12 protein-coding genes and 4 pseudogenes are annotated in these 20160 nt (G+C 61.9%); 8 read left to right on the forward strand and 8 right to left on the reverse strand.

The features are described from left to right. Positions 1-24: 24 nt before the first annotated feature. Complete coding sequence (locus tag BM536_RS02025) at positions 25-627, forward strand: hypothetical protein (RefSeq protein WP_073491844.1); 603 nt, start codon at positions 25-27, stop codon at positions 625-627. Between the two features lie 130 nt (positions 628-757). Here the strand turns inward: BM536_RS02025 and BM536_RS02030 are convergent, their stop codons facing one another. Then, positions 758-1105 carry a hypothetical protein gene (locus BM536_RS02030; RefSeq protein ID WP_073491845.1) on the reverse strand — a complete coding sequence of 116 codons (348 nt, stop codon included), beginning with the start codon at positions 1103-1105 and terminating at the stop codon, positions 758-760. Positions 1106-1247: 142 nt separating this feature from the next. Between BM536_RS02030 and BM536_RS02035 the strand changes: the two genes are divergently transcribed. Next, positions 1248-1700, forward strand: a complete 453-nt coding sequence (locus BM536_RS02035) for a hypothetical protein (protein ID WP_073491846.1) — start codon at positions 1248-1250, stop codon at positions 1698-1700. Here BM536_RS02035 and BM536_RS40150 read toward each other — a convergent pair. From BM536_RS40150 to BM536_RS02050, 4 genes are all read right to left on the reverse strand, one after another. Then, on the reverse strand, positions 1687-1914 hold the full coding sequence (locus tag BM536_RS40150; RefSeq protein WP_143650756.1) for a hypothetical protein: 228 nt from the start codon (positions 1912-1914) through the stop codon (positions 1687-1689). The genes BM536_RS02035 and BM536_RS40150 overlap by 14 nt on opposite strands. Before the next feature lie 611 nt (positions 1915-2525). Further along, a complete protein-coding gene (locus BM536_RS40155; RefSeq protein WP_143650759.1) occupies positions 2526-3332 on the reverse strand; it encodes a hypothetical protein in 807 nt (268 codons plus the stop codon). 66 nt (positions 3333-3398) lie between these two features. After that, positions 3399-4016, reverse strand: coding sequence for an N-6 DNA methylase (locus BM536_RS02045; protein ID WP_079274914.1), 618 nt, complete (start codon positions 4014-4016; stop codon positions 3399-3401). Positions 4017-4603: 587 nt separating this feature from the next. Continuing rightward, positions 4604-5392, reverse strand: a complete 789-nt coding sequence (locus BM536_RS02050) for an IclR family transcriptional regulator (protein ID WP_211362804.1) — start codon at positions 5390-5392, stop codon at positions 4604-4606. A gap of 1553 nt (positions 5393-6945) precedes the next feature. Between BM536_RS02050 and BM536_RS02055 the strand changes: the two genes are divergently transcribed. The 5 genes and pseudogenes from BM536_RS02055 (at position 6946) to BM536_RS02070 (ending at position 17801) form a co-directional block, all read left to right on the forward strand. Then, positions 6946-8142 carry an RNA-guided endonuclease InsQ/TnpB family protein gene (locus BM536_RS02055; RefSeq protein WP_073491850.1) on the forward strand — a complete coding sequence of 399 codons (1197 nt, stop codon included), beginning with the start codon at positions 6946-6948 and terminating at the stop codon, positions 8140-8142. Between the two features lie 920 nt (positions 8143-9062). Next, positions 9063-10248, forward strand: a pseudogene (locus tag BM536_RS02065) (IS110 family RNA-guided transposase). A 1009-nt stretch (positions 10249-11257) separates the two neighbouring features. Beyond that, complete coding sequence (locus BM536_RS40160) at positions 11258-12853, forward strand: PLL family lectin (protein ID WP_143650761.1); 1596 nt, start codon at positions 11258-11260, stop codon at positions 12851-12853. A 517-nt stretch (positions 12854-13370) separates the two neighbouring features. Then, positions 13371-15407, forward strand: coding sequence for a hypothetical protein (locus tag BM536_RS40165; RefSeq protein WP_143650763.1), 2037 nt, complete (start codon positions 13371-13373; stop codon positions 15405-15407). Positions 15408-15593: 186 nt separating this feature from the next. Then, complete coding sequence (locus BM536_RS02070; RefSeq protein WP_483883505.1) at positions 15594-17801, forward strand: PLL family lectin; 2208 nt, start codon at positions 15594-15596, stop codon at positions 17799-17801. 245 nt (positions 17802-18046) lie between these two features. Here BM536_RS02070 and BM536_RS02075 read toward each other — a convergent pair. Next, positions 18047-18340: pseudogene (locus BM536_RS02075) on the reverse strand (IS110 family transposase); the annotation flags it as partial. A 318-nt stretch (positions 18341-18658) separates the two neighbouring features. On the opposite strand from BM536_RS02075, the pseudogene BM536_RS02080 reads away from it, so the two are divergent. Continuing rightward, positions 18659-19179, forward strand: a pseudogene (locus BM536_RS02080) (transposase); the annotation flags it as partial. Positions 19180-19267: 88 nt separating this feature from the next. Here the strand turns inward: BM536_RS02080 and BM536_RS02085 are convergent. Continuing rightward, on the reverse strand, positions 19268-19825 hold the full coding sequence (locus BM536_RS02085; protein WP_073491853.1) for a hypothetical protein: 558 nt from the start codon (positions 19823-19825) through the stop codon (positions 19268-19270). Positions 19826-19845: 20 nt separating this feature from the next. Further along, a pseudogene (locus BM536_RS02090) lies at positions 19846-20160 on the reverse strand (hypothetical protein); the annotation flags it as partial.

A 20160-nucleotide genomic window follows, 5' to 3' on the forward strand; every position in this document is an offset into this window, starting at 1 on the left:
ACAGAACGAGCAAGGGGGAATCTGGTGAGGTTCACCGGCCTATCGGACGACCTCGACCGTCCTGCGGTCGACGCGTTCCTGTCGGCCGTCGACACGACGATGAACAGCAACACCCTGCTGCTCAAGGTCTCCACCGACGTGCCAATCACCGCGGGAAACCGGCAGCAGGTCCTCCACGCCTACCTACGCAGCAGTCTCTTCGAAGAGATGATGCTCGCCGCGGACCGTGATCGCGACTGGTGCAACCTGTCTGACTTCGACGGGCATCACAACGAGCGCCCCCTCCTTCGCGACGGATTTCTTGCGGCGACCAGCTCACTCAGCTACGCAGGCTTTCGTGCGCGACTGCGTTGGATGCTCTGCGAGGCATTTAGCCCATACATGACCCACTACACCGACGCGGACGCCGAACGGCTGGCTCACGATTTCACTCAAGAGCTGTTCAGCCAGGATGGCTCCACGTGGATGGTCGCTTCGGTCGAACCAGACTTCTTGCGCCCGTCCGGCTATTTCAATGGCGAAGAGCCTGTGCGGCCCGTGTATTTCGATGGCAGCGACTCTGATACGGCGACTTTCATCCATCGCGACCGCACCTGCTACCTGCTCCTCACCAACGGCAGCCCTTGAGTGACCCACACGGCTGGTCTGGAGACTTTCGGCTGAAGCTGCCGTGGAGCCAAAGGTTGGGGCCCGTAAGCTTGCGGCGACTCGGGCGGTCTGTTGACCTGCCCGCAATGGCCCGATGTGGGCCCCCATCTTAGAGGCTCGCCCCATGGTGGCTGCTTAAAGTCCAAACCCGGGAGGTCGCCCGTGAGCGGCCGGGGTTCGGTGATCTCGTCCAGGACGTTGCGGTGCTCAGGTCGAGCAGGGAGACGGCGTTACCGAAGACTCGCTGGATGTGTTCCCGCAGCAGGGAGAGGGGGTAGATGCCGGCGCCGGTACCGACGGCGAAGGAGTCCGTCTTCGGCATGGTCGGCCTGATCGCTCCAGGAGGAGGGGTGAGGTTGTCGATCCTCTTGCCGTTTTGGTCCCTGGTGTTCAGGCGGCTGCGCTCATGGGCGACGCGTTCCTCGATGGCGTTGAGCGATGACCGGTCGGCGTTCATCTTCGCCAGGATTTCCAGCGCGTGCTTGTTCGTCGCTGTAGACCGCGCCCATCCAGGGACACAGACATGATCGGCCGGTCAGTTCCCGGGTCCACGAGAACGGTGCTGGCGTGGATCACCTGGCCGATCTGCAGCAAGCCCGGTGCAGCTGGTGATCGACGCCTTGAACGAATCGGTTCTACGGTCTCTGCGGCAGCACGAACTGGTCTCGCTGGTCACCAAGATGAGCCGGTACGAACACCTTCGCGTCGTCTTCACCCTGCGGTCGCACTACCGGCCGGAAGTAGTGCTGGATGCCCTGAGTATCCCCGAGATCGTGCGGAGGGCTTCGAGCGCCTTGAGTACGACGCGCTCAAAGCGGTACACCGACTATTACGAGCTCGAACCCCCGGCCGCGTCCCCCGTGCAGGAGGGATTCGACAACTCGCTCTTCCTTCGGTTGCTGTGCCAAGCACTGAAGGACGAAGGTCAGCTCTCGATCGGCCAGGCGGCCCTGGGTATCGACGACCTCGTCAAGCTGCTGCTGGCCGCAACCAAGAGCCGGATCAGCCACCAACGGCTCCGGTGGCGGACGAGATCGTTCATCGTGCCATGAGCGCTATGGCGAAGGCGCTCGGCACTGCCCCATGTCCATGGCTCGACCGCGCGAGGGTCAACGCGCTCATGCGGACATCTGGCCATGCCACAACACCGAAGCGTCTCTGCTTGAAGCGCTGGTTGCTGAAGGCCTCGGCCAAAGCACTGACCCGGATGCCGCCGGCTACAGCCGGAACGTAGGCGCAATCGCGTTCGAGCGCCTCGGCCAGCATCTGCTCATCGTGAAGCCATAGCTGCTCTCACCACGACGGATAAGGCCCGTGAAGAGCTCGCGGGGCAGCCTACGGCAGTTCCTGGCGCTCGATCCCGAGCGCCAGGTAGTGGGTGACCAGGCGGTGAGCAGGGGCGGGTTCGACGGGTCCGTCAACAGCGATCAGCGGGGGCAGTGCGGGCATCACCATAGATCCCTCAACTCGGTAAGCAAACCGGCCTGTTTGCCGACTGTGGGCACGCTGAGTCCGGCGGCCGCGCTCTCGGCAGGCCGGGGCAGCGGGGACCAGGCAAGGTCTCGCAGGACACCGGCTCCATCGGCTGTCGGGCAGGTCGGGCCCAGTCGTGGCCGACCAGAGCCTTGGTGAGCGCGGGGTCGTGATCGGAGACGATCAGCGGAACCCCAGGCGTAGAGCGTCGACGACCAGCCGGATTCCTTGGTCACCCCGAGCCTGCGGGCGACCACGGCCGCCTCGGAAGCGGCGTACACGTTCCGAAGCACGGATTCGGGCAGCGGGCCGGACCATACGTGCAGCTGGACGTGCGACAGCGCCGCCCACTTCCTCAGGAGGGCGTGAGTGTCTGGCAATGGCGACGCTCTCGGGAATGGAGGCTACCCGTGCTGCACAATCCGTGACATTTCTGCACGCCATAGCTCCCCTTGCCACCCGTCGGCCACGAAAGGGCGGACCCACCGCGTCATCCACCGTTCATGATGAGCGGCAGCAGCGCGGGTCTGATCCCAGCACGACGGATCATTCACCCACGAAAGTATCGTCAAGCCGTCCCGCTCACGACGGCGGACTGTGGGCGGAGTAGGCGCATGAGCCAACGCGCGCTCCTCTTCACTGGCTTGAGGGTCGAAGATATCGACGACGGCGTGCAGAGGGCGATGCACGGCTGGTGGTTTGCGGTCGTTGAAGAAGAGAGGACCGAAAGGGGCAGCGGATGCGTGCGACACGCGGATCTCGGGCCGAGCACGCTTCAGTGCGCACACAAGGTCGATGATGTCGTCGAGAGACCGCTCCTTCATATCAGCGAGAGTGGTTGAAGAAGCACCTGCTTTCACCTCGAGGAAGTCTTTTCTTTGATCGAACGTGAAGAATGCCTCGCTCTCCATTGTGTACACGGCTTCACGTGCACCTCCTTGCGTCAGTGTGAAGGTTCCATGGGCTCCTGCCGTCACCTTCTGGAGGTCTTCGAGCGTTCGCATCGGTGAGAAGGTGGTCCTGTCTTGCCGCTCGTGCATATCCCAGAAACTGTGACCTACATACTCCAATCTCGGCCACCAGTTAGTTTTCGCCAACTGCTCCAACAGTTCACTCACGTACACGGATGCCTGATATTGCGAGGCGCTTTTCTCCCAGTACGTCGTCAACTTCCATTCGAGACCCGATAATTCATAGTCCATATCGGTCATCGTATCAGCGTCGCCTCGTCGACGGCTGCCCAGGTGAACTCGCTTTGATGGAATATGATCAGGCAGCTAGCCCCGATCTTTCCTGACGGGCCGCCGACAGAGTCGGTGGTCCGTTTCGCTCGCGATAGCCGATGTTGGGCAGGCCGAGGGCCCGAGTCGCGCCAGGCTTCGGTGGTGGAGGTCGCCGGCAGGAACATTGCCCGCCTCGCGCCTGCTGGTGACCGCGGTGGTGTGGTGGGTGACGCTGACCTGTCGGAAGGACAGATCCTTTGCTGCGGCTGTCCGGCTGTAGGCCGTCGGCTTTGAATGCCTCAGGCTGCGGGACAGTTCGTCGAGAGCCGCCTCGCTGATTGTGCGGCGTTCGAGTCGACGGGCGTCCCCGTCCTGATAGAAGCCGCGGAGGTCGATGAACAGCACCTTGCGTCGACGTTTGGAGAAGACCAGCGCGTACAGCCGCACTCCGGTGCTGGTGCTGAGCCCTTCGGGCAATGCGACCACTGCGTCCAGGAGACCCTGGTCGAGCAGCCATGCACGGATAGCGCTTCCGCCCGCGTCGTACAGCGGTCCGGTGGTGGTGAACATGATGCCGCGGCCGCCGCCATCCGCCGGATCCCGAAGCTTGCTGACCAGGATCTGGGCGAACAGGAGAGAGGCGTTGTCGGGCTGTGGAAGCCCGGGGCTCAGGAAGCCCTTCCAGGGCGATCATGCAGCTGGCCAGGTCGAGGATTCTCCTTCTCGGCCCGAGGGTGTGTCGGTCGATCCTGGCCAGCAGATCGTCCAGGTCGGCGGTGGTGTACTTCCACCGAAACGGCTGTGCCGTCGCGTTGTGGCGGTCCTCGGCCTGGATCGAAGTCTTCTCATCCGCACTGATGACGTACTCGTCCTCCCCAAGCGCCTCGCCATGCCAGGTCCGCGCGTACAGGTCCAGGACGCGTTCGGCCCTTGAGGCGAAAACCAGGATCGGTGATGAGCTCCAGGAGCGACACTGCTGCAGCGCGGTGAACGCGTGCGGGCGGCCCGAGCGCTTGCGATCGGCCAGGCCCGGCAAGCCCTGCTCGGCGAACAGCCCTTCCAACGCCGCACCGTGTCCAGGTGCTGGCCGGTCTACCGGGCAAGCCACACGTTGGTGAAGCCCTTGCCCCGGCCTTTGGCGGGGCGGTCGAGGTGGGTGCGGAGTAGATCAGCCTGGGGCCGGTGACCGTGCCTGGTGCAGATCAAGGATGGCCCATGCGTAATCGGTAATCTTCAGTTGCACCTCTGATCAGCAGATCTCACGCATGCCACAGGCTGTGGGCTGGCCGACTCTTTACCAGGCCTGGCCAAAGCGCTGCCTCGACGCGGCGCGCAGTGCCTTGAAGCGGAGCTACGAGCCTGGGGAGTTCTACCGCGCGTCCTGTAGCCATCACGATGCCGATGGCAGCGTGGCAAGTGCCCTGTGCAGACAGCACCGGAACCGCAACAGAGCAGGTGCCAAGCCGAATTTCTTCGCGTGTCACAGCGTACCCTTGCGCCCGGATCTGGAGCAGCTCTCGGCTCAGCCTCCCTGGCTCAGTGATAGTGAAGGCAGTGCGCCTCTCCAATGTTCTAGCCAGGTAGGTATCGCGAAACCAGGCTTCTTCGTAGGCCAGTATCACCTTCCCGACAGCTGTGGGATGAAGCGGCAACCGCCCGCCTACCTGGGCAACCAAGGGCACACGACGGCTGCCGTAGAAGCGTTCAAGGTAGAGCACGTCGGTTCCCTGCCTGATCGAGAGATGCACATTTTCGCGTGTGAGCTCGAAGAGATCGTGCAGGTAGGGATGTGCTACCTCGGTCAGCTCACGAGCCGCGTGCTGACCAAGTTCCCAGATCCGAATCCCTACCTGGTAGCGCCCGTCCTCACCGCGTTGCAAGGCCCCCCAGGTGGTGAGTTCGGTTACCAGTCGGTGTGCAGTGCTGACTGCGACACCGCTGCGAGCTGCCATGTCGCTCAGTCTCAGTCTTTCGGATCCACCCTCAAATGCGGCAAGCAAGGCGAGTACCTTCGATGTCACGGTCTTTCCAGGCTCATGGCCGCGCATAGCCATCACACCTTCAGTTCTCACGACGACTCGGCGATATGGGAAGCCGCTCTTGCAAGCTGCGCCCAGGGCCTTCGAGGCTGGAATTGGCGTGCACAGACGGCACGTCGTAGGGTCTCTATGCCTTATCTAGTACCCATCAACTGGACTTGTCATGAGTATTGTCTGCTCAGTGAGTCCTCAGCTGATGTGGCACGAAATGGCCCGTTTATTTGTGATCTCGCTGCAGTATCGCCGCTAGGATGACATCGGCAATCCACTGCCGGCGAGTGACCAGCGCTGGCTTCGTGTTGGCGGACACATGCAGCCGCTTCTTCACGTGCACTACCGGTAGCTACGCGCCGACGCGCACGGACCCGACCTGCTGAGTAGCTACCGGATCACCAGTGGCCGCAGCGGCGTCGTAGACGTGTCGTCGGACCCGAGCCATCAGGACTCTCACAGTCACCGGATGGTCACGCGTCATCGCGACCACCTCTTGGAGGGCAGAGTGGGCTGACCGAAGCATGGGTGCACAGCCACGGCTGGAGTGTGTCCCTGAGTAGATGCAGGACGGTTTCATGGCCTAACACTTCAGCGGCGCAGCGGAGCGTGCCGGCACCCGAGGCGCAACCGCTGCCAGCCTCGCATCTGCATCCAGGAAGTCCGTAGTGACCGTCCCCAGGCCCGTAGGGGTAGGAGTTGGTTGCACAGTCGAAGTAGGTCTGCATGGTTTCGTCGGTGGGGTTCTCCACGTACGCCCCCGCAGCCTTCAGTGTGGCGGAAATCCTCGGTGAATCGCCTATTGGGAGCAAGAGCGTCCCCACGGCGACGACCGAGCGTGCCAGAGTCTGGGTAGCCATCGCATGGTCGGCGCCATTGAGGACTTCGCGAACAATGGCGAGGTCGATGGTCTCCACCAAGGCGTCGATTCGAGTTGGCGGATTATTCTCATGGCAGTCGAGGATAGTAAGTAAAGTCGTGGCCAGTTTTAGCGAATAGTGTGAGCTCATGAGGTGGATGCCGACCGATCAAATTGAGGACATGCCATCGGCAACGGGGCATGCAGGGCGGGGGAGGGAGTAGCGGTGAAATGCCCCACCGAGGTGGGCATCCGCTTTTTCTATTCTGGTGCTCTGTGCAGAGGATAAAGCGATGAGTATGCCCGTGTAGGCACGGGCTGACCTCGTGCAGGGTTGGTCGTGGCTCGCGCCCAGGTAGCTTGTTGAAGTGAGCATGATAGGGCTGGAGCGCCGAGTTGGTTGTGGTGGGGTGCTGGATCACGGGGTTGTTGCCGACGGTGCATGTCGAACTTGTGGCTGAGGTGGGGCCGTTATGGAGTGGACGGCGTCAGCCACGCCCGGCGGTTCGGCTTCGGTGACGCGTTGTAGGAGCCGGGGCGAAGCACAGGTTCATCGGGTTACTCCTTCGTGGATACCCCCGGCTTCGGCCGGGGGAGGAAACGAAGCTCCTGCGGTGCAGGGCAGGAAGAGCCGGTTCGCCGCCAGGGCGAACCCGGGTCCGCCTCCAACTGCCCGCAGTACGCACCAAATTGATGCGGTAGTTTGTGAACTGTGAGGGCCAGTCACGTGAAGCGGGCGTTCAAGTACCGCTTCTATCCGACTGATGCGCAGGCGGCCGAGCTGTCGCGCACGTTCGGGTGTGTGCGCAAGGTCTACAACCTGGCGCTCGCGGCGCGCACGGAGGCGTGGGCGCGGCAGGTGCGGGTGAACTACAACCAGACGTCGGCGATGCTGACCGGCTGGAAGAAGACCGGGGAACTCGCCTACCTCAACGAGGTTTCCTCCGTCCCGCTCCAGCAGGCTCTTCGCCATCTGCAGGTGGCGTTCACCAATTTCTTCGGCAAGCGGGCCGGGTACCCGCGGTTCAAGTCGCGGAAGAAGTCGCGCAGGTCGGCGGAGTACACCGCCAGCGCGTTCCGGTTCCGGGACGGCGAGCTGACGTTGGCGAAGATGGTGGAGCCTCTCGACATCGTGTGGTCCCGTCCGCTGCCGGAGGGTGCGGTCCCGTCCACGGTGAGCGTGTCGCAGGACGCGGTGGGACGCTGGTACGTGTCCCTGCTGTGCGAAGACCCGTCCGTGCAGCCGCTGCCCGCCACCGACGCGGCCATCGGTATCGACGCCGGCCTCGACCACCTGCCGACTCTCTCCACCGGGGAGAAGATCTCCAATCCCCGCCACGAGCGCCGCGACCGCGCACGCCTCGCACACGCCCAGCGCCGCCTCGCCCGCAAAGCCAAGGGCGACGGCGCGAACCGGGCCAAGGCGCGCCTCAAGGTCGCCAAGGTCTATGCCCGCATCGCCGACCGCAGGCGTGACCACCTGCACAAGCTCACCACTCGGCTCGTTCGTGAGAACCAAACGATCGTGATCGAGGACCTCGCCGTTCGCAACATGGTGAAGAACGCCGGCCTGGCCCGGGCCATCAGCGATGCGGCCTGGTCGCAATTGCGGGGCATGCTGGAGTACAAGGCTCAGTGGTACGGCCGTGAGGTGATCGCGGTCGACCGGTGGTTCCCCTCCTCCAGGCTGTGCTCCGCCTGCGGCAGTCTTCGGCAGAAGATGCCCCTGCAGGTGCGTACCTGGACGTGCGACTGCGGGACGACCCATGACAGGGACGTGAACGCGGCGAAGAACATCCTGGCCGTCGGGCTGACGGCGTCTGTCTGTGGAGCTGGTGTAAGACCTCAACGGAAAACTCCGGGCGGGCAGTCGGCGACGAAGCAGAAACCCCTACAGCGCGAGCCGTAGGAATCCCCCTCCTTCAGGAGGGGGAGGAAGTCAATTTCGTCGACCGGCTGTCGGCCTCCTTGGTGGGTCTGGGGTCTGGCACCGCTCACGACGTGCGGGCCTGCTGATTCGGCGTAGACCTCTCCATCATCACCTGCGCCATCGAGGGAGGTGCGGTCCCAGCTCGCGCGGCGGGCTGCACCATTGCGTGGGACGTCCGGCTGTGTTCCCTGGCCGAGGTCGTTGAGCACCTGGGCGTCAAGGGGCGGGCCGGGATCATCGACGGTACGGAGATCCGAGGCTACCCAGCCGCAGGCCGCAAGGACGGGGACGAATTTGTCTCCAACAAGGTCAAGTAGAACGCAGTAAAGCCCATGATGCGGACGGACACCGAGGGGCGTGTGCTGTTCTGCAGTCAGGTTCAGCCCGGCAACTGCGCCGACGTCACGCAGGCACGACAGCTGGGACTGGCCCACCCTGGCCGGTGGCCCTTTCATAGAGACGCTCGCGGATCCGGCTACGAGGGCATGGGACCGCCGCAGGCGTTGTAACACCACCGTCGGAAGTTCAAGAACGCTCCGGCTTGGTACGCGGGTCGGCACGAGCAGCAACGCAAGGCGCCCTCTTGCCGGAGCATCCGCGTTGAGCACGGCATGGCGCACCTGAAGAACTGGCTGGCTCTCACCCGTCACTGTGGCCGACGCGAATACATGAGTGACATCGTCCAAGCTGTCGAAGGCCTGCTCTCGCATCAACAGACCGCCGCTCTCGACGAAACCTCCGAGTGGGACGCCGACAACACCGCCACCTCAATGCGTCACAGCCATGAGCCCCGCGACGGCTCGACCGCCAATGGGGAGACGCGACTCGATCGCGGCTGTAGGACAACGTCGGCGAGGTCGTCTGCGGGATCGGTGTACGACGAGCTGGCGGAGGTAGTCGTGGCCGAGATCTGGGCCGGGGTGGACATCGGGAAGACGCATCGTCACACCGTGGTGATCAACGCGGAGGGCGAGCAACTCCTGTCGCGTCGGATCGTCAACGACGAGACGGAGCTGTTGGCGCTGATCGGCGACGTGCTGGCGTTATCCGACGACGTACTGGGGGCCGTCGATCTCAATCACGGCGGTGCCGCTCTGATCGGCCTGCTCATCGCCTGTAATCAGCCCGTGGCCACCTCACTGGCCTGGCGATCCACAGGGCCTCGGCCACCTATCGGGCGAGGGAAAGACCGACGCGAAGGACGCCTTCGTCAGCGCCGACCAGGCCCGCGTCCGCCGGGATTTAGGGCTGCTCAGGCCGGTGACGAGATCGCCGTCGACCTGCGCACCCTGACCACCCGGCGCCTGGACCTTGTCTTCGACCGCACCCGGCAGATCAACCGTCCTCGGGCATAACAGCGAGAGAGCCTCCCCACGTTGGAACGGTCGTTGGACATGACCAACAAGACACCGGTGATGCTTCTGACCGGCTGCCAGACTCCGACAGCGATCCGTCGGACAGGCGCGAGGCGGATCGAGATGTGGCTGAAGAATCGCAAGGTCAAAGGCGCTGCCGTACTCGCCCGCACCGCAGTGGACGCCGTCCGGGCCCAGCACACTGCGCTTCCGGGCAAGCAGTTGGCCGCTGCCATGGTGGTCCGCCTGGCGAAGGGTGTGATGGTCCTCGACGACGAAATGACCGAGCTCGATGCCCTCATCGAGACCCGGTTTCAGCAGCACCTGCTGGCTGAGGTGATCCGCAGCCTGCCCGGCATGGGGGCAAGGCTGGGTGCCGAGTTTATCGCCGCTACGGGCGGCGACATGCAGGCCTTCGGCAGCGCGGACCACCTGGCTGGCTTCGCCGGCCTGGCTCCGCAGCCGCGTGACTGCGGCCGCGTCAGCGGCAACCTGCACAGTCCTCGCCGCTACCACCGCGGCCTGCTGCGGACCCGGTACTTGTCGGTGATGGCCAGCCTGAAGTCTGCCCCTGCGTCCAAGGCGTACTACTCAGCGGAAGAGAAGCGAGGGAAGGGGACACAAACAGGCTCTGCTGGCCCTCGCCCGCCGCCGTGTCGCCCTTCTGTGGGCGATGCTCCGTGACAGAAAGTGCTACAACCGTTCACTCCCCATCGTAGAGGCGCCTTGACATCAGCAATGGGAAGTCCGATCTTCCGCGGCATGGATCTGATCTGATCGTTCGTAGGATCGGAGGCGAAGGCTAATGGTGCTCTGCTGGGACTGCACGGAGTCGGCGAGACCCACATCGCTCTTGGCTTGCGTTGTGGCCCGGCGGGGTCGGCTTCAACCAGCGGCCCGACATCCTTGTGGTTGACGAGGTCAGCCTCCGCGAGGCTTCGGCCGCACGGTCCACCGCAGGTGTGTGGCCAGGCTGATGTGCAAGCACGGACCTGGTCCAGCGGGCCTTCACCGCCAGTCAGCTGGGCGAGAAAGAGTGCAGCGACGTAACAAACGTGCAGGTCGGAGGCGTGGCTTTGCGTCGCTTGAGTCATCGATATCCGGTCGTGCCGGGTGCTCGGCCGGTCGGTAGCCTGGCACATGCGGGGGGAGCTCGTCATCCACGCACTGCGGACCGCGGATCGCAATACATCTCGGCCGCGTTCGCCCAACTCTGCGACCGGCACGGCATCCACAGAAGTATGGGTAGGGCTCCAGCTAGGGGTGTGCCCCGGCTGAGAGCTTCTAGCAGTGAACGGAGCGAGGACTATGCACTGAAGAGTTCGTGCCGGTTTCTCACGAGGCTCAGGGTATGCCGGTGGGTCACACTGCCACGCCCGACACAGCGTGCTCTTCTGCTTCTCGCTCATGGAGTTCGAACGGCACCATCACGCAACAGTGCACATATCTCTTGCGGCATGAACCCCTGTATTCACACACGAGGGGCAGCTCAACCCGCACCCGCCCCACTACGCAAGCGGTCTCAGGCGGGTTTGAGTACTGAATACCTACGACTATCGCGCCATGTCATGGGACTCTATTGACGCTTCTATCTCGCTAATCCTTCTGTAGACGACTTGCTCACGTTCCACCCATTTTCCGTGTACGTATTCTTACTCAAAGGTGCAGTCGGCAGAAGTTGCACCTATGGGAAATCAATTCGATGGGGTCGAGAATTGAAACGCATGAAACTTGGCCGTGTGAGACGTATCGCAATAGTAACGTCTCTTGCTGTGAGCGCGTCAGCATTCTCTCAACCAGCGCGAGCTGATTTTAGTGACGACGTTGAGAAATATGCGACTTACGCTGGATATGTTGGTAAGGCCTACAGTGCATACCAGCTCTTTTTCGGCCACCAGTTGACCCTGCAGCAAGCAACTGATCAATTGCAGGCGTCCATAGAGGCTTCCCGGGATGTCATCCTTGCAGAAATCGGCCAGATACCCGAAAATGATGTTCGGGCCTGCACAAGGGCTGCGGTCATCGAGCTCGGTGATATAGAAAACAAAAGCCCAGACAGTCTGCAGGCATTTGCCGTATCTACTACAGAGTGCGTCACGAAAGCCCAGTCCCACGTTGAAGGCCTCTCTTCGCTGCCTAATGTGGACGGAATCGGTTTTGCGCTAAACACGGTCGGGCCCATCGCTCTGGTTGCGCGATCGCGCGCTGGATTCAATACGACTCTCCTCAGAGAGACGCTTGTCGACACAAATAACCGCCTGATCGAACGACTTAACCCGTCTTGTAATCCGATACCCATTCCTGAGCATCCGATCACGGAATACTGGCTTCGCTGCGTAGCGTATAATGGCGACATAGGTCAGGTGAAAAAGAAGTTCATTACGAATCCTGGGACTTCTCTACCGTTCGAAGCATACGCTGTACCGCGAGCGACAGCCATGGCGCGCACGAGTTACGGGGCAGCAGCTAAAGCTCTGGTGAGATTGACCGGCCCGGATCCTTCGCTTGGATCTCCTCTTGCCCTTTCGTTAGGTTCTGGGCAAAAGCTTTCTCTATTCGGTGTCAGTCAAACCGGACGAATTCTAAATCGATCCCAAACTGCACCGGCGAGCGACACTTGGTCGGGATGGAATGAAATCGGTGGAGAAATGCTGTCCATCGCTTCAGAAACCAATGGCGCGGGACAAATCGAGCTCTTCGGTGTCAATTCTGTCGGCGAAATCTGGCACAGAGTGCAAGCCACCTCTGGAACATGGTCTGCCTGGACCCAGATGGATGGCACGCTTACCTCTATTGCTCTGGCAAAAAACGGGGCCGGCAGGCTTGAATTGTTCGGAACAAATGAAAACGGAGATCTTTGGCACAGATATCAACTCCCTGGGACCGATCAGTGGTCGAGTTGGAATCTGATGGCAACGTCTATGTACAACGTCGCTGCGGACACCAATGCAGACGGACGCGTGGAAGTATTCTCTCTCGGAAAGAACGGAGAGGTCTGGCACCGGTGGCAGCTCACCGGAGGCGGCTGGTCGGCCTGGTCGCAATTCGACGGATATCTCAAGAATATTGCAGTGGCCCGCGACGAGGCAGGGGACCTGCATCTCTTTGGTACCAATCCGGACGGCAGAATCTGGTATAAGGGCCAACAGCCTGGCGGGTGGAGTAACTGGATATCGCTACCCGGGACACGCTATGGGGTAGCTGTTGAGCGTGGAGCTGACAATAGGCTCGAGCTCTTCACTGTTGATGCCAGTGGCAAGCCCTCCTATCGGACGCATAGCCGGGCGTCCGGTTGGTCTGAGTGGTCTGAACTCGATGGGAACCTCCGCCCGTAGGCAGCGAGCAGAACCCCTACTTCCCGGGCGAGCCAGTTAGCGCGGACAGGCTGCGAAGGAATTGCCAGAGCTAAATTGGCGAGGGGTACCGCTTGTCGCATTGTGGGTCAAGCCGGCCTGGCTTGACCCACGCCCGCCGAGTTGGGCTCGTGACGTTCACGCCGTGCCAGCAAAGGCGGCGTGTCCACTCGCTCCGGCGGATCCAAGCCATGGGAACGTCGCTGACGAAATCAACTGACCCAGTCAGATCGACTCCAATGCTGATGACTGTCAAGAAGATCAACAAGAGGACAAACGGGATGACCACGCACGCGGCCGAGGCTACCGGTCAGCAAAATGCGTTTCGCATGAGGATAGGACCAGTGGGGTCCGTCGCAACCTGCTGCACTGACGCTCAGTGAGATTGCATGACAATGCAGCCCGCTGCGGGCACGGCATAGAGAGCACGAGGAACAGCCTTCTGCACACAAGCGATTCCAGACGGGTCCACCAAAGTTTTTAGCTATTAAGGTGCATGGTGAGAAAATACTTCAGGGCGGCCACTGCAGTGGCAACCCTCCTCCTTGTGGGATTTGTTCCCACTCCAAGCCAAGCCGTTGACGAAACACTGGTGCTGCAGGCCGTTCGGGAGCGCGAGTCGAATGGAAATGCACGCGCATTCGAACTCTACGGGAACTTTCCCGGTGATTACAGCATCCACCCGATAGTTTCCTGCAACAACACCCTCATGCAATCAGAGGTAATGGAAACACCTGGGTTGACGCAGATCAACGTAAATGTCGAGCAAATGCCTGCTGGCTCAACTTGTACATTTCAGTTGGAACGTCTCTACGACGGGGCTAGAACCGCACAGCGTACGGTCTCGGCGACGAGCGCCGTATCTATTCAAATCAATGGTGTTCAGGATCGTGGAGTCACAAGCGGTCGGCGTGTCGCTGAGCTCTACGGCACCTTTGCTAATCCGTTGAGTCTGGAACCCAGCGTCGTATGCAAGGGACGTTATGCAGGCGGTAGGGTGGAGTATGCCTCACTTGGCCAAATTAATGTCTCCTTCCCAGACGACGGGCCTACGAGCGGTTGCTCATTTAGTTTGCGCAACAAGAGCACAGGAATCGCAAGTCCAACTTTTGGTGCACCATTGCCAAAGAGTGCTTCCTTCCCGTCGGGCTTCGGTGGCTATAACTGGGGGGGCGTGCCAGCTCAGTCGGGGAATAAGAGCTCCCTCGAAGTCGGGCAGGAATACCTCAACAACGCCGGCTTCGATACCACACGGCTCGTAATTCAGCCGAGTATACGCAATGGCAGGTCCAATAGCCTCTTCAACCACTACAATATGGATTTGGATCGACTGGACTCTGCCTGCCCGGACGAGAAGGCATTCTTGCCATGCGCCATTAAGACGCCTGAATTCCAGGCGGCGATATCGTCACCTTCCCTCAAAAAGATCGTGCTGTCAGCCTACGACTCCACGACAGACGGACCAAGAGGCGGAAGGGGGGCTTACCTTGACATTAAATACTTAAGCGAGAACAGTGACGCGTTAATTCGCGAGTACCGCGATCTGACGCTTAACCTCTACCAAACACAGCACGACACAAATAAGACTTTTGTTGTCACCTCATGGGAGGCGGATAACCAGGCATACTGCGGATCATTCTATAGCTACCTAAATAGCGAGAGTTTCCGAAATGGCTGTGGTTCGATAACTTCGCGTTCCAATGCGATATCGGCAATCACGATGTGGTTCGAACTCCGACGCCAGGGAATCCTTGCAGGTCGGCAGCTCGCTGCAGCGGCCGGCTACGGCGGGGTCACGGTATCGGACGGCATCGAGTTCAACATGAACACGTTGACCTATCCTACGGAGGTCGACGGGAGGCGTCTCCAATCGATTCTGCTAGACGTCATACCATTGGTCAATCCTGACTATGCCCTGTACTCCTCCTACGACAGCCAGGGTCGCGGCTCGATGGAAGATGACCTGTCGCAGATACGCGGCTGGCTTTCCACCAACGCTAGTAATTCCAAGTTGGCCATCGGAGAAGTTGGTTTCCAGGACCATGGAATAAACAGAATTGATGCATCACGGACCGTGGAGACAGTCAAAGCCATACAGCGGGCCAATCTGCCAATCGTTATTCTCTGGGAAGCATTCGATACTTTCTCGGCTGGACGCATCCATCCCTATGGAGTGCTGCATGCCAGCGGAGAAACGCGGGCAGTAACGGATATATTGAGAAACGAGCTTTCCGCTCAAGCTGCTGAACTGCAACAAAGCCAAGTGATCAAAATTGCAGGAGCCACGGATCGCGGTGTCAGTTCCATCGGGGGCAGGGATTTCAGAACCTTTGAAATATACGGATCCTCTCTCAATAATGTGAGAGTGACCGCCTTGTGTGACGGAACTGAGGGAGAAGTTTCCCTGATGTATCAGTCGCCTGGGCAAGCCAACATCAGGTTCCCTGTCGGCAGTGCGGACAGATACTGCACAATTCGATTCTCCCGAGCCTCCGATAATGCCAAGAGCCTGGAGTACGGACCTGTCGTCGTATGAGCTGATCGTCGACACGAAGCCGGTCTCGGCAGGCACCCGCGTGGCTGCGTTTGCCTCTGACCTCGCTTGACCAACTTTCTGGATCCTCAGGCTTCTGGGCCTCACTACAGGAAAACGGAGACTAAAATGCTTCACAAAGATCGGGTCGGTGGCTGGTCGTCTTTTGGTGGGCGGGCTTGTGTGGTCATGGTTGTGGCTTCTGTTGTAGGGGTCGTTCTGCCGGCGGCTGCGAGTGCGGTTCCTGTCGCGGGTGTGTCGGCTGCGTCTGCTGTGTCGGTCTCTTCGTCTTTTGAGGTGGAGGCGCCGGTTCGTTTCAGGGAGTCTGCGCCGGCGATGGCGCGTGGTGTGGATGGCCGGCTTCAGGTGTTTGCCACGGACGCTGAGAACAATGTGTGGACGCGTTCGCAGGTGCAGGCGGGTGGGGTTGTGTGGACGGCGTGGACGGTCTTTGCGGGGCAGAAGCTGAGGACCGTCGCGGCCGAGGCCAATGCGGACGGCCGTATTGTGGTTGTCGGTGTCACCGAGAAGGGTGAGATCTTTCATCGCCGGCAGCTGTCGGGGGGCGGCTGGTCTGCCTGGGAGCAGCTGAGCGGGTTTCTTGCTTCTGTCGCCGTGGCGCGTAATCGTGACGGGCGTCTGGAGATCTTCGGGGCCAATCATCAGGGACGTGTTTGGCATGCTGTGCAGGTGAGTGCGGGGTCTGCGCAGTGGTCGGACTGGGCTTCTTTCGATGACGGTGCCATGCGCAGCGTGGCGGCCGAGACGAACCAGGACGGCCGGGTGGAGCTGTTTGCCGTCAACGATGCGGGAGACATTTTTCATCGGTGGCAGCTTGCCGGCGGTGGATGGTCGTCGTGGAACCAGATCGAGGGAAACCTGAAGTCGATTGCCGTGGCCAGGAACGGGGAGGGCCGTCTGGAGCTGTTCGGCACCAATTCTCTCGACCAGGTCTGGCGCCGGTCCCAGCTCGCTCCCTCCGGGTCGACCGGATGGTCGGGGTGGACCGAGTTCACCGACGGCACTCCCCTGCGGTCGGTGGCTGCCGAGCAGCGTACCGACAGCCCCGGTGACAGTACGGACGGCGGGATCGAAGTTGTCGGCTTCACCAGGAGCGGTGAAGTGTTCCACCGCCGGGAACAGTCCGCCGGTGGTCTCTGGTCGGGCTGGAACAGGCTCGACGGAAACCTGAAGCCGCTGTTCAGCGTCACCGACAACACGATGCGCGACGTGTTCGTCGAGGGGATCCATACGCCCAACGCGGTCGTGCGCATCATCGGCGATGTGAACCTGGACATCAGCGGCCTCGACGAGCAGTCCATTGCCGCGGGCGTGCAGATCATCGGTGACCGGACCCACAACGAATGGGGCCCTCGTCTGTTCACGAGGACCTTCCCCAAGCGCCTCTTCATCGTGGAATCCGACAACCAGGACCGCAACGCCGATGGTGTCCGCTTCACGGGAATCAGGCTCGACGGGGGCCGGATGGAACAGGCCGAGACGGAAGAGCCCGATGCGGATGCCATCAGCATCGTCTCGGCCCGCAACGTCGTCGTTGAACAGAGCGCAATCTACGGCTGGCGTGGTGCAGCCGTGGACGTCCGCGATATCCACAACCGCATCGGCCGGTCCGACACCGCCACCATGCCTTTGGTGGACGGCAACTTCCTCCACCACAACCAGCACCAGACCGGAGACGTCTTCGGCGGCGGTCACGGCGGCGGATACGGGGTCGTGATCAGCAGGGGCGCGTACGCCCGGATCGAGCACAACACCTTCGACTACAACCGCCACGCCATCACGGGAGACGGCCGGGAAGGCACCGGCTTCCTCGCCTCCCACAACCTGATCCTGCCCAACGGAGGCTGGAACACCGACGTCTACCACACCCACCAGGTCGACATGCACGGCCGCGAGGACTGCGGCATCTTCGGCAGCTACAACTGCGGCCTTGCCGGCGAATACATGGAATTCCGGGGCAACACCGTCCTGTACAAGGCGACCACCGCGGTAAAACTCCGAGGCACACCCACCGTCGGCTTCGACGTCGTCGGCAACGTCTTCAGCCACCCCTACCTCTACCCGGGCATCACCGGAGGAGCGACTCACTCCGGTGCCGTGGAAGAGACCGAGACAGGCCTGCACCCCTCAGCGAACAAGCTGAACTGGCAGGTCAGCAGCGGTCTGCGAGACAACGCCGGCGACTTCAACGGCGACGGCGCCATCGACGACTTCATGGCCACCACACTCGGCTGGTGGTTCGGCTCCAACGACAGCGGCTGGCACTACATGAGGAACTCGACCGTACCGCTCTCCGGCATCGCCCGATTCACCGACGCCGACGCCAACGGAAAGACGGACATCGTCCGCAAGGACGGCATCATCCACTACAGCTGAGACACCACCCCCTGGCGACCCCCACAACCATGGGACCGCCAGGGGGACACCCCGACCCACCAAAGACATCAGCCCACCGCAGCCACCCACCAGCGTGCCACCGACGACGACTCTGTCCGCCACGCAGCCACAGGACGAACGATCAAGCCACCATCCCGCCGCAGCGCCACAGACCGGCACTCACGACTGCAGAAAGACCCCCACCCAAAGGGCCTCACCTGCATAATCGACGTCGGGCTCGATCACTTGCCCCGGTAGGCCGCTGAGGCATGGTGCACGGTCCGGCCGGGGATGTAGAGCAGCTTCTGGCCGTGGCTGACCAGCAGCGCGATCCACAAGGAGGCCCCGCCGGCGTTCAGGTCGACGGCCCAGGTGACCGGGCCGCCGTCGGCTATCCCCAATACGTCACCAAGGAGTTTGAGCAGTTCAGTCTCGCTGTTCGGCACACGCCGCGACAGCAGCGTCGTCCCGTTGGCGTCGATGACCGTGCAGTGGTGCTCGGCCTTCCCCGCGTCCGTCCCGGGCCACAATTCCGGCACCGATCCTCCTCCGACGTGGTGTTGTGTCCCAGCAGACGACCTCGCCGACGCATCCATACGAGCGATTCAGTTCGCGTATCCCAATTAGCGGCCGAGTCGTCGCGGGGTGCCGGGCGGCCAATCAGTGGAAGCCACATCATCGGCTATCGGGTGACAGCCATACCCAGCACCGCTGGGTGCTCCGATCCTACGAATGACCGGAACGGCCCATGACGAACGGTATGGATCGGGTGATGCTGGCGGTGTGCGCAACGCACGAGGCTCGCGTGCCGCTGGGGGAGGTGTTCGAAGTCTCAACCAACAGGCGCAGGAGCCGCGTTGGTTCCGTATCTGCCGCACTCGACCTGCCTCATGTCCTGGTCGAGTGGGTCACCATGCTCATCGTCACCCGCGAGGGTGACCGCCGCTGCAAGCTCCCACCGCACCAGCGTGCCCTGGTCGGTTTGGTGTATTTACGCCGGCACGACACCCTCGCCCAGCTCACGGTCGGGTTCGGCACCTCCGTCGGCACCGCGCATGCCTACGTGGCAGCCGTCGTCGACCTGCTGGTCGACCGCGCGCCCGGCTTGCTGCGTGCCCTGCGTGAGGCCGATCCGGACTACGCCCTGTTGGATGGCACGCTTGCGGAGTGTGACAGGGTCGGCGACAGCCGGGCCGACTTCTCTCACAAGCACCGTCGGCACGGGGTGAACGTGCAGGTGGTGACCGACCCGGCCGGGCGGCTGCTGTGGATCTCGCCCGCCCTGCCCGGCCGTGCGCACGACCTCAATGCCGCCCACACCCCCCGGATCATCCGTATCTGTGAGCGCCAGGGCGCCCCGGTTCTCGCCGACCGTGCCTAGAAGTACCACGAGACGTGGCTGGAGGCAGCGAGCAATCGTCAAGACCTGTGGATGAGGTTCCGACCCGTCGAACTCTTGCACCTATTCACTGGCTGATGAGGACGATCAGCCCACGTCCGGTTCGGGCTGCTTCGTCCAACCAATCCTGGTGGAACCAGACGATGCTGCGAAAATGCTCGATGTCGCGGACATCGTGCCTGGTGATGCGTGGTGGCATCACGGCACTCGTAGCGGCGTGTTCGATCTCTGGCCACGGTACCGCCCGCGCGTGCTCAAGCACTGAACGAACCGTCGTCGGGCGCATCGAGTAGTACATTTCGTGCTTTGCAAGTTCGATGCCGACATCGTCAGCCAGATCATCAGGTGGCTCCGGGCACCCCGGTCCGAGCTCGTGATAGACCGAGCCGAAAAATGAATCAGCCTTGCCGCGTACCCGACTGGGCAACCGGCGGCGCAAGATCTCGTAGTAGAAGCCCGCTTCGATGAAGTCGAAGCCGCGGCGGGCGCGTTCGATCGCGAACGGAAGATCTTCGCCGTTTGGGTTCTCAGGCGCATCCCAATAGAAGTCGGCGCCGCGAGACTCCCGGCAGGCCCCAACGGCAGGTGCCCACTCGGCGATCAGGCAGATGACGTCGAAGCTCATCACTCCTCCTGGCAATGATCTCAAGCCACCAAGGTCTCGGCCCGTTCAACGAGGTGACCGCGTTCGAAGCGGGCCCTGGCGCGGACCAGCGGCACCAGGTGCGCGCCGTTGACAGCCCGCCAGCGGGCCTGGGCCGACTCGACGAGCTTGAACACCATGGCCAGGCCAGCGGCTCGGCTGCCGGCGCCCCTGGTGACCTTGGTACGGAGCCGGACGGTGGCGAAGGTCGACTCTATAGGGTTGGTGGTCCGCAGGTGGAGATCGCTGTCCGCACTGTCGACCGGTACTCCGACATCCATCGCCTGCTTGGGCAGGGGCACTCCGTCTCCGAGATC

Source organism: Streptomyces phaeoluteigriseus (assembly GCF_001896135.2).
GTDB classification, from domain to species: Bacteria; Actinomycetota; Actinomycetes; order Streptomycetales; family Streptomycetaceae; genus Streptomyces; species Streptomyces phaeoluteigriseus.

Excerpts from the sequence above, each read along its gene's own strand:
- BM536_RS40150 (WP_143650756.1), bottom strand. The coding sequence starts at position 1,914 with ATGCTGGCCGAGGCGCTCGAACGCGATTGCGCCTACGTTCCGGCTGTA.
- BM536_RS02050 (WP_211362804.1), bottom strand. The coding sequence starts at position 5,392 with ATGCGCGGCCATGAGCCTGGAAAGACCGTGACATCGAAGGTACTCGCC.
- BM536_RS02085 (WP_073491853.1), bottom strand. The coding sequence starts at position 19,825 with ATGAGCTTCGACGTCATCTGCCTGATCGCCGAGTGGGCACCTGCCGTT.
- BM536_RS02070 (WP_483883505.1), top strand. The coding sequence starts at position 15,594 with ATGGTTGTGGCTTCTGTTGTAGGGGTCGTTCTGCCGGCGGCTGCGAGT.
- BM536_RS02030 (WP_073491845.1), bottom strand. The coding sequence starts at position 1,105 with ATGAACGCCGACCGGTCATCGCTCAACGCCATCGAGGAACGCGTCGCC.
- BM536_RS40155 (WP_143650759.1), bottom strand. The coding sequence starts at position 3,332 with ATGACCGATATGGACTATGAATTATCGGGTCTCGAATGGAAGTTGACG.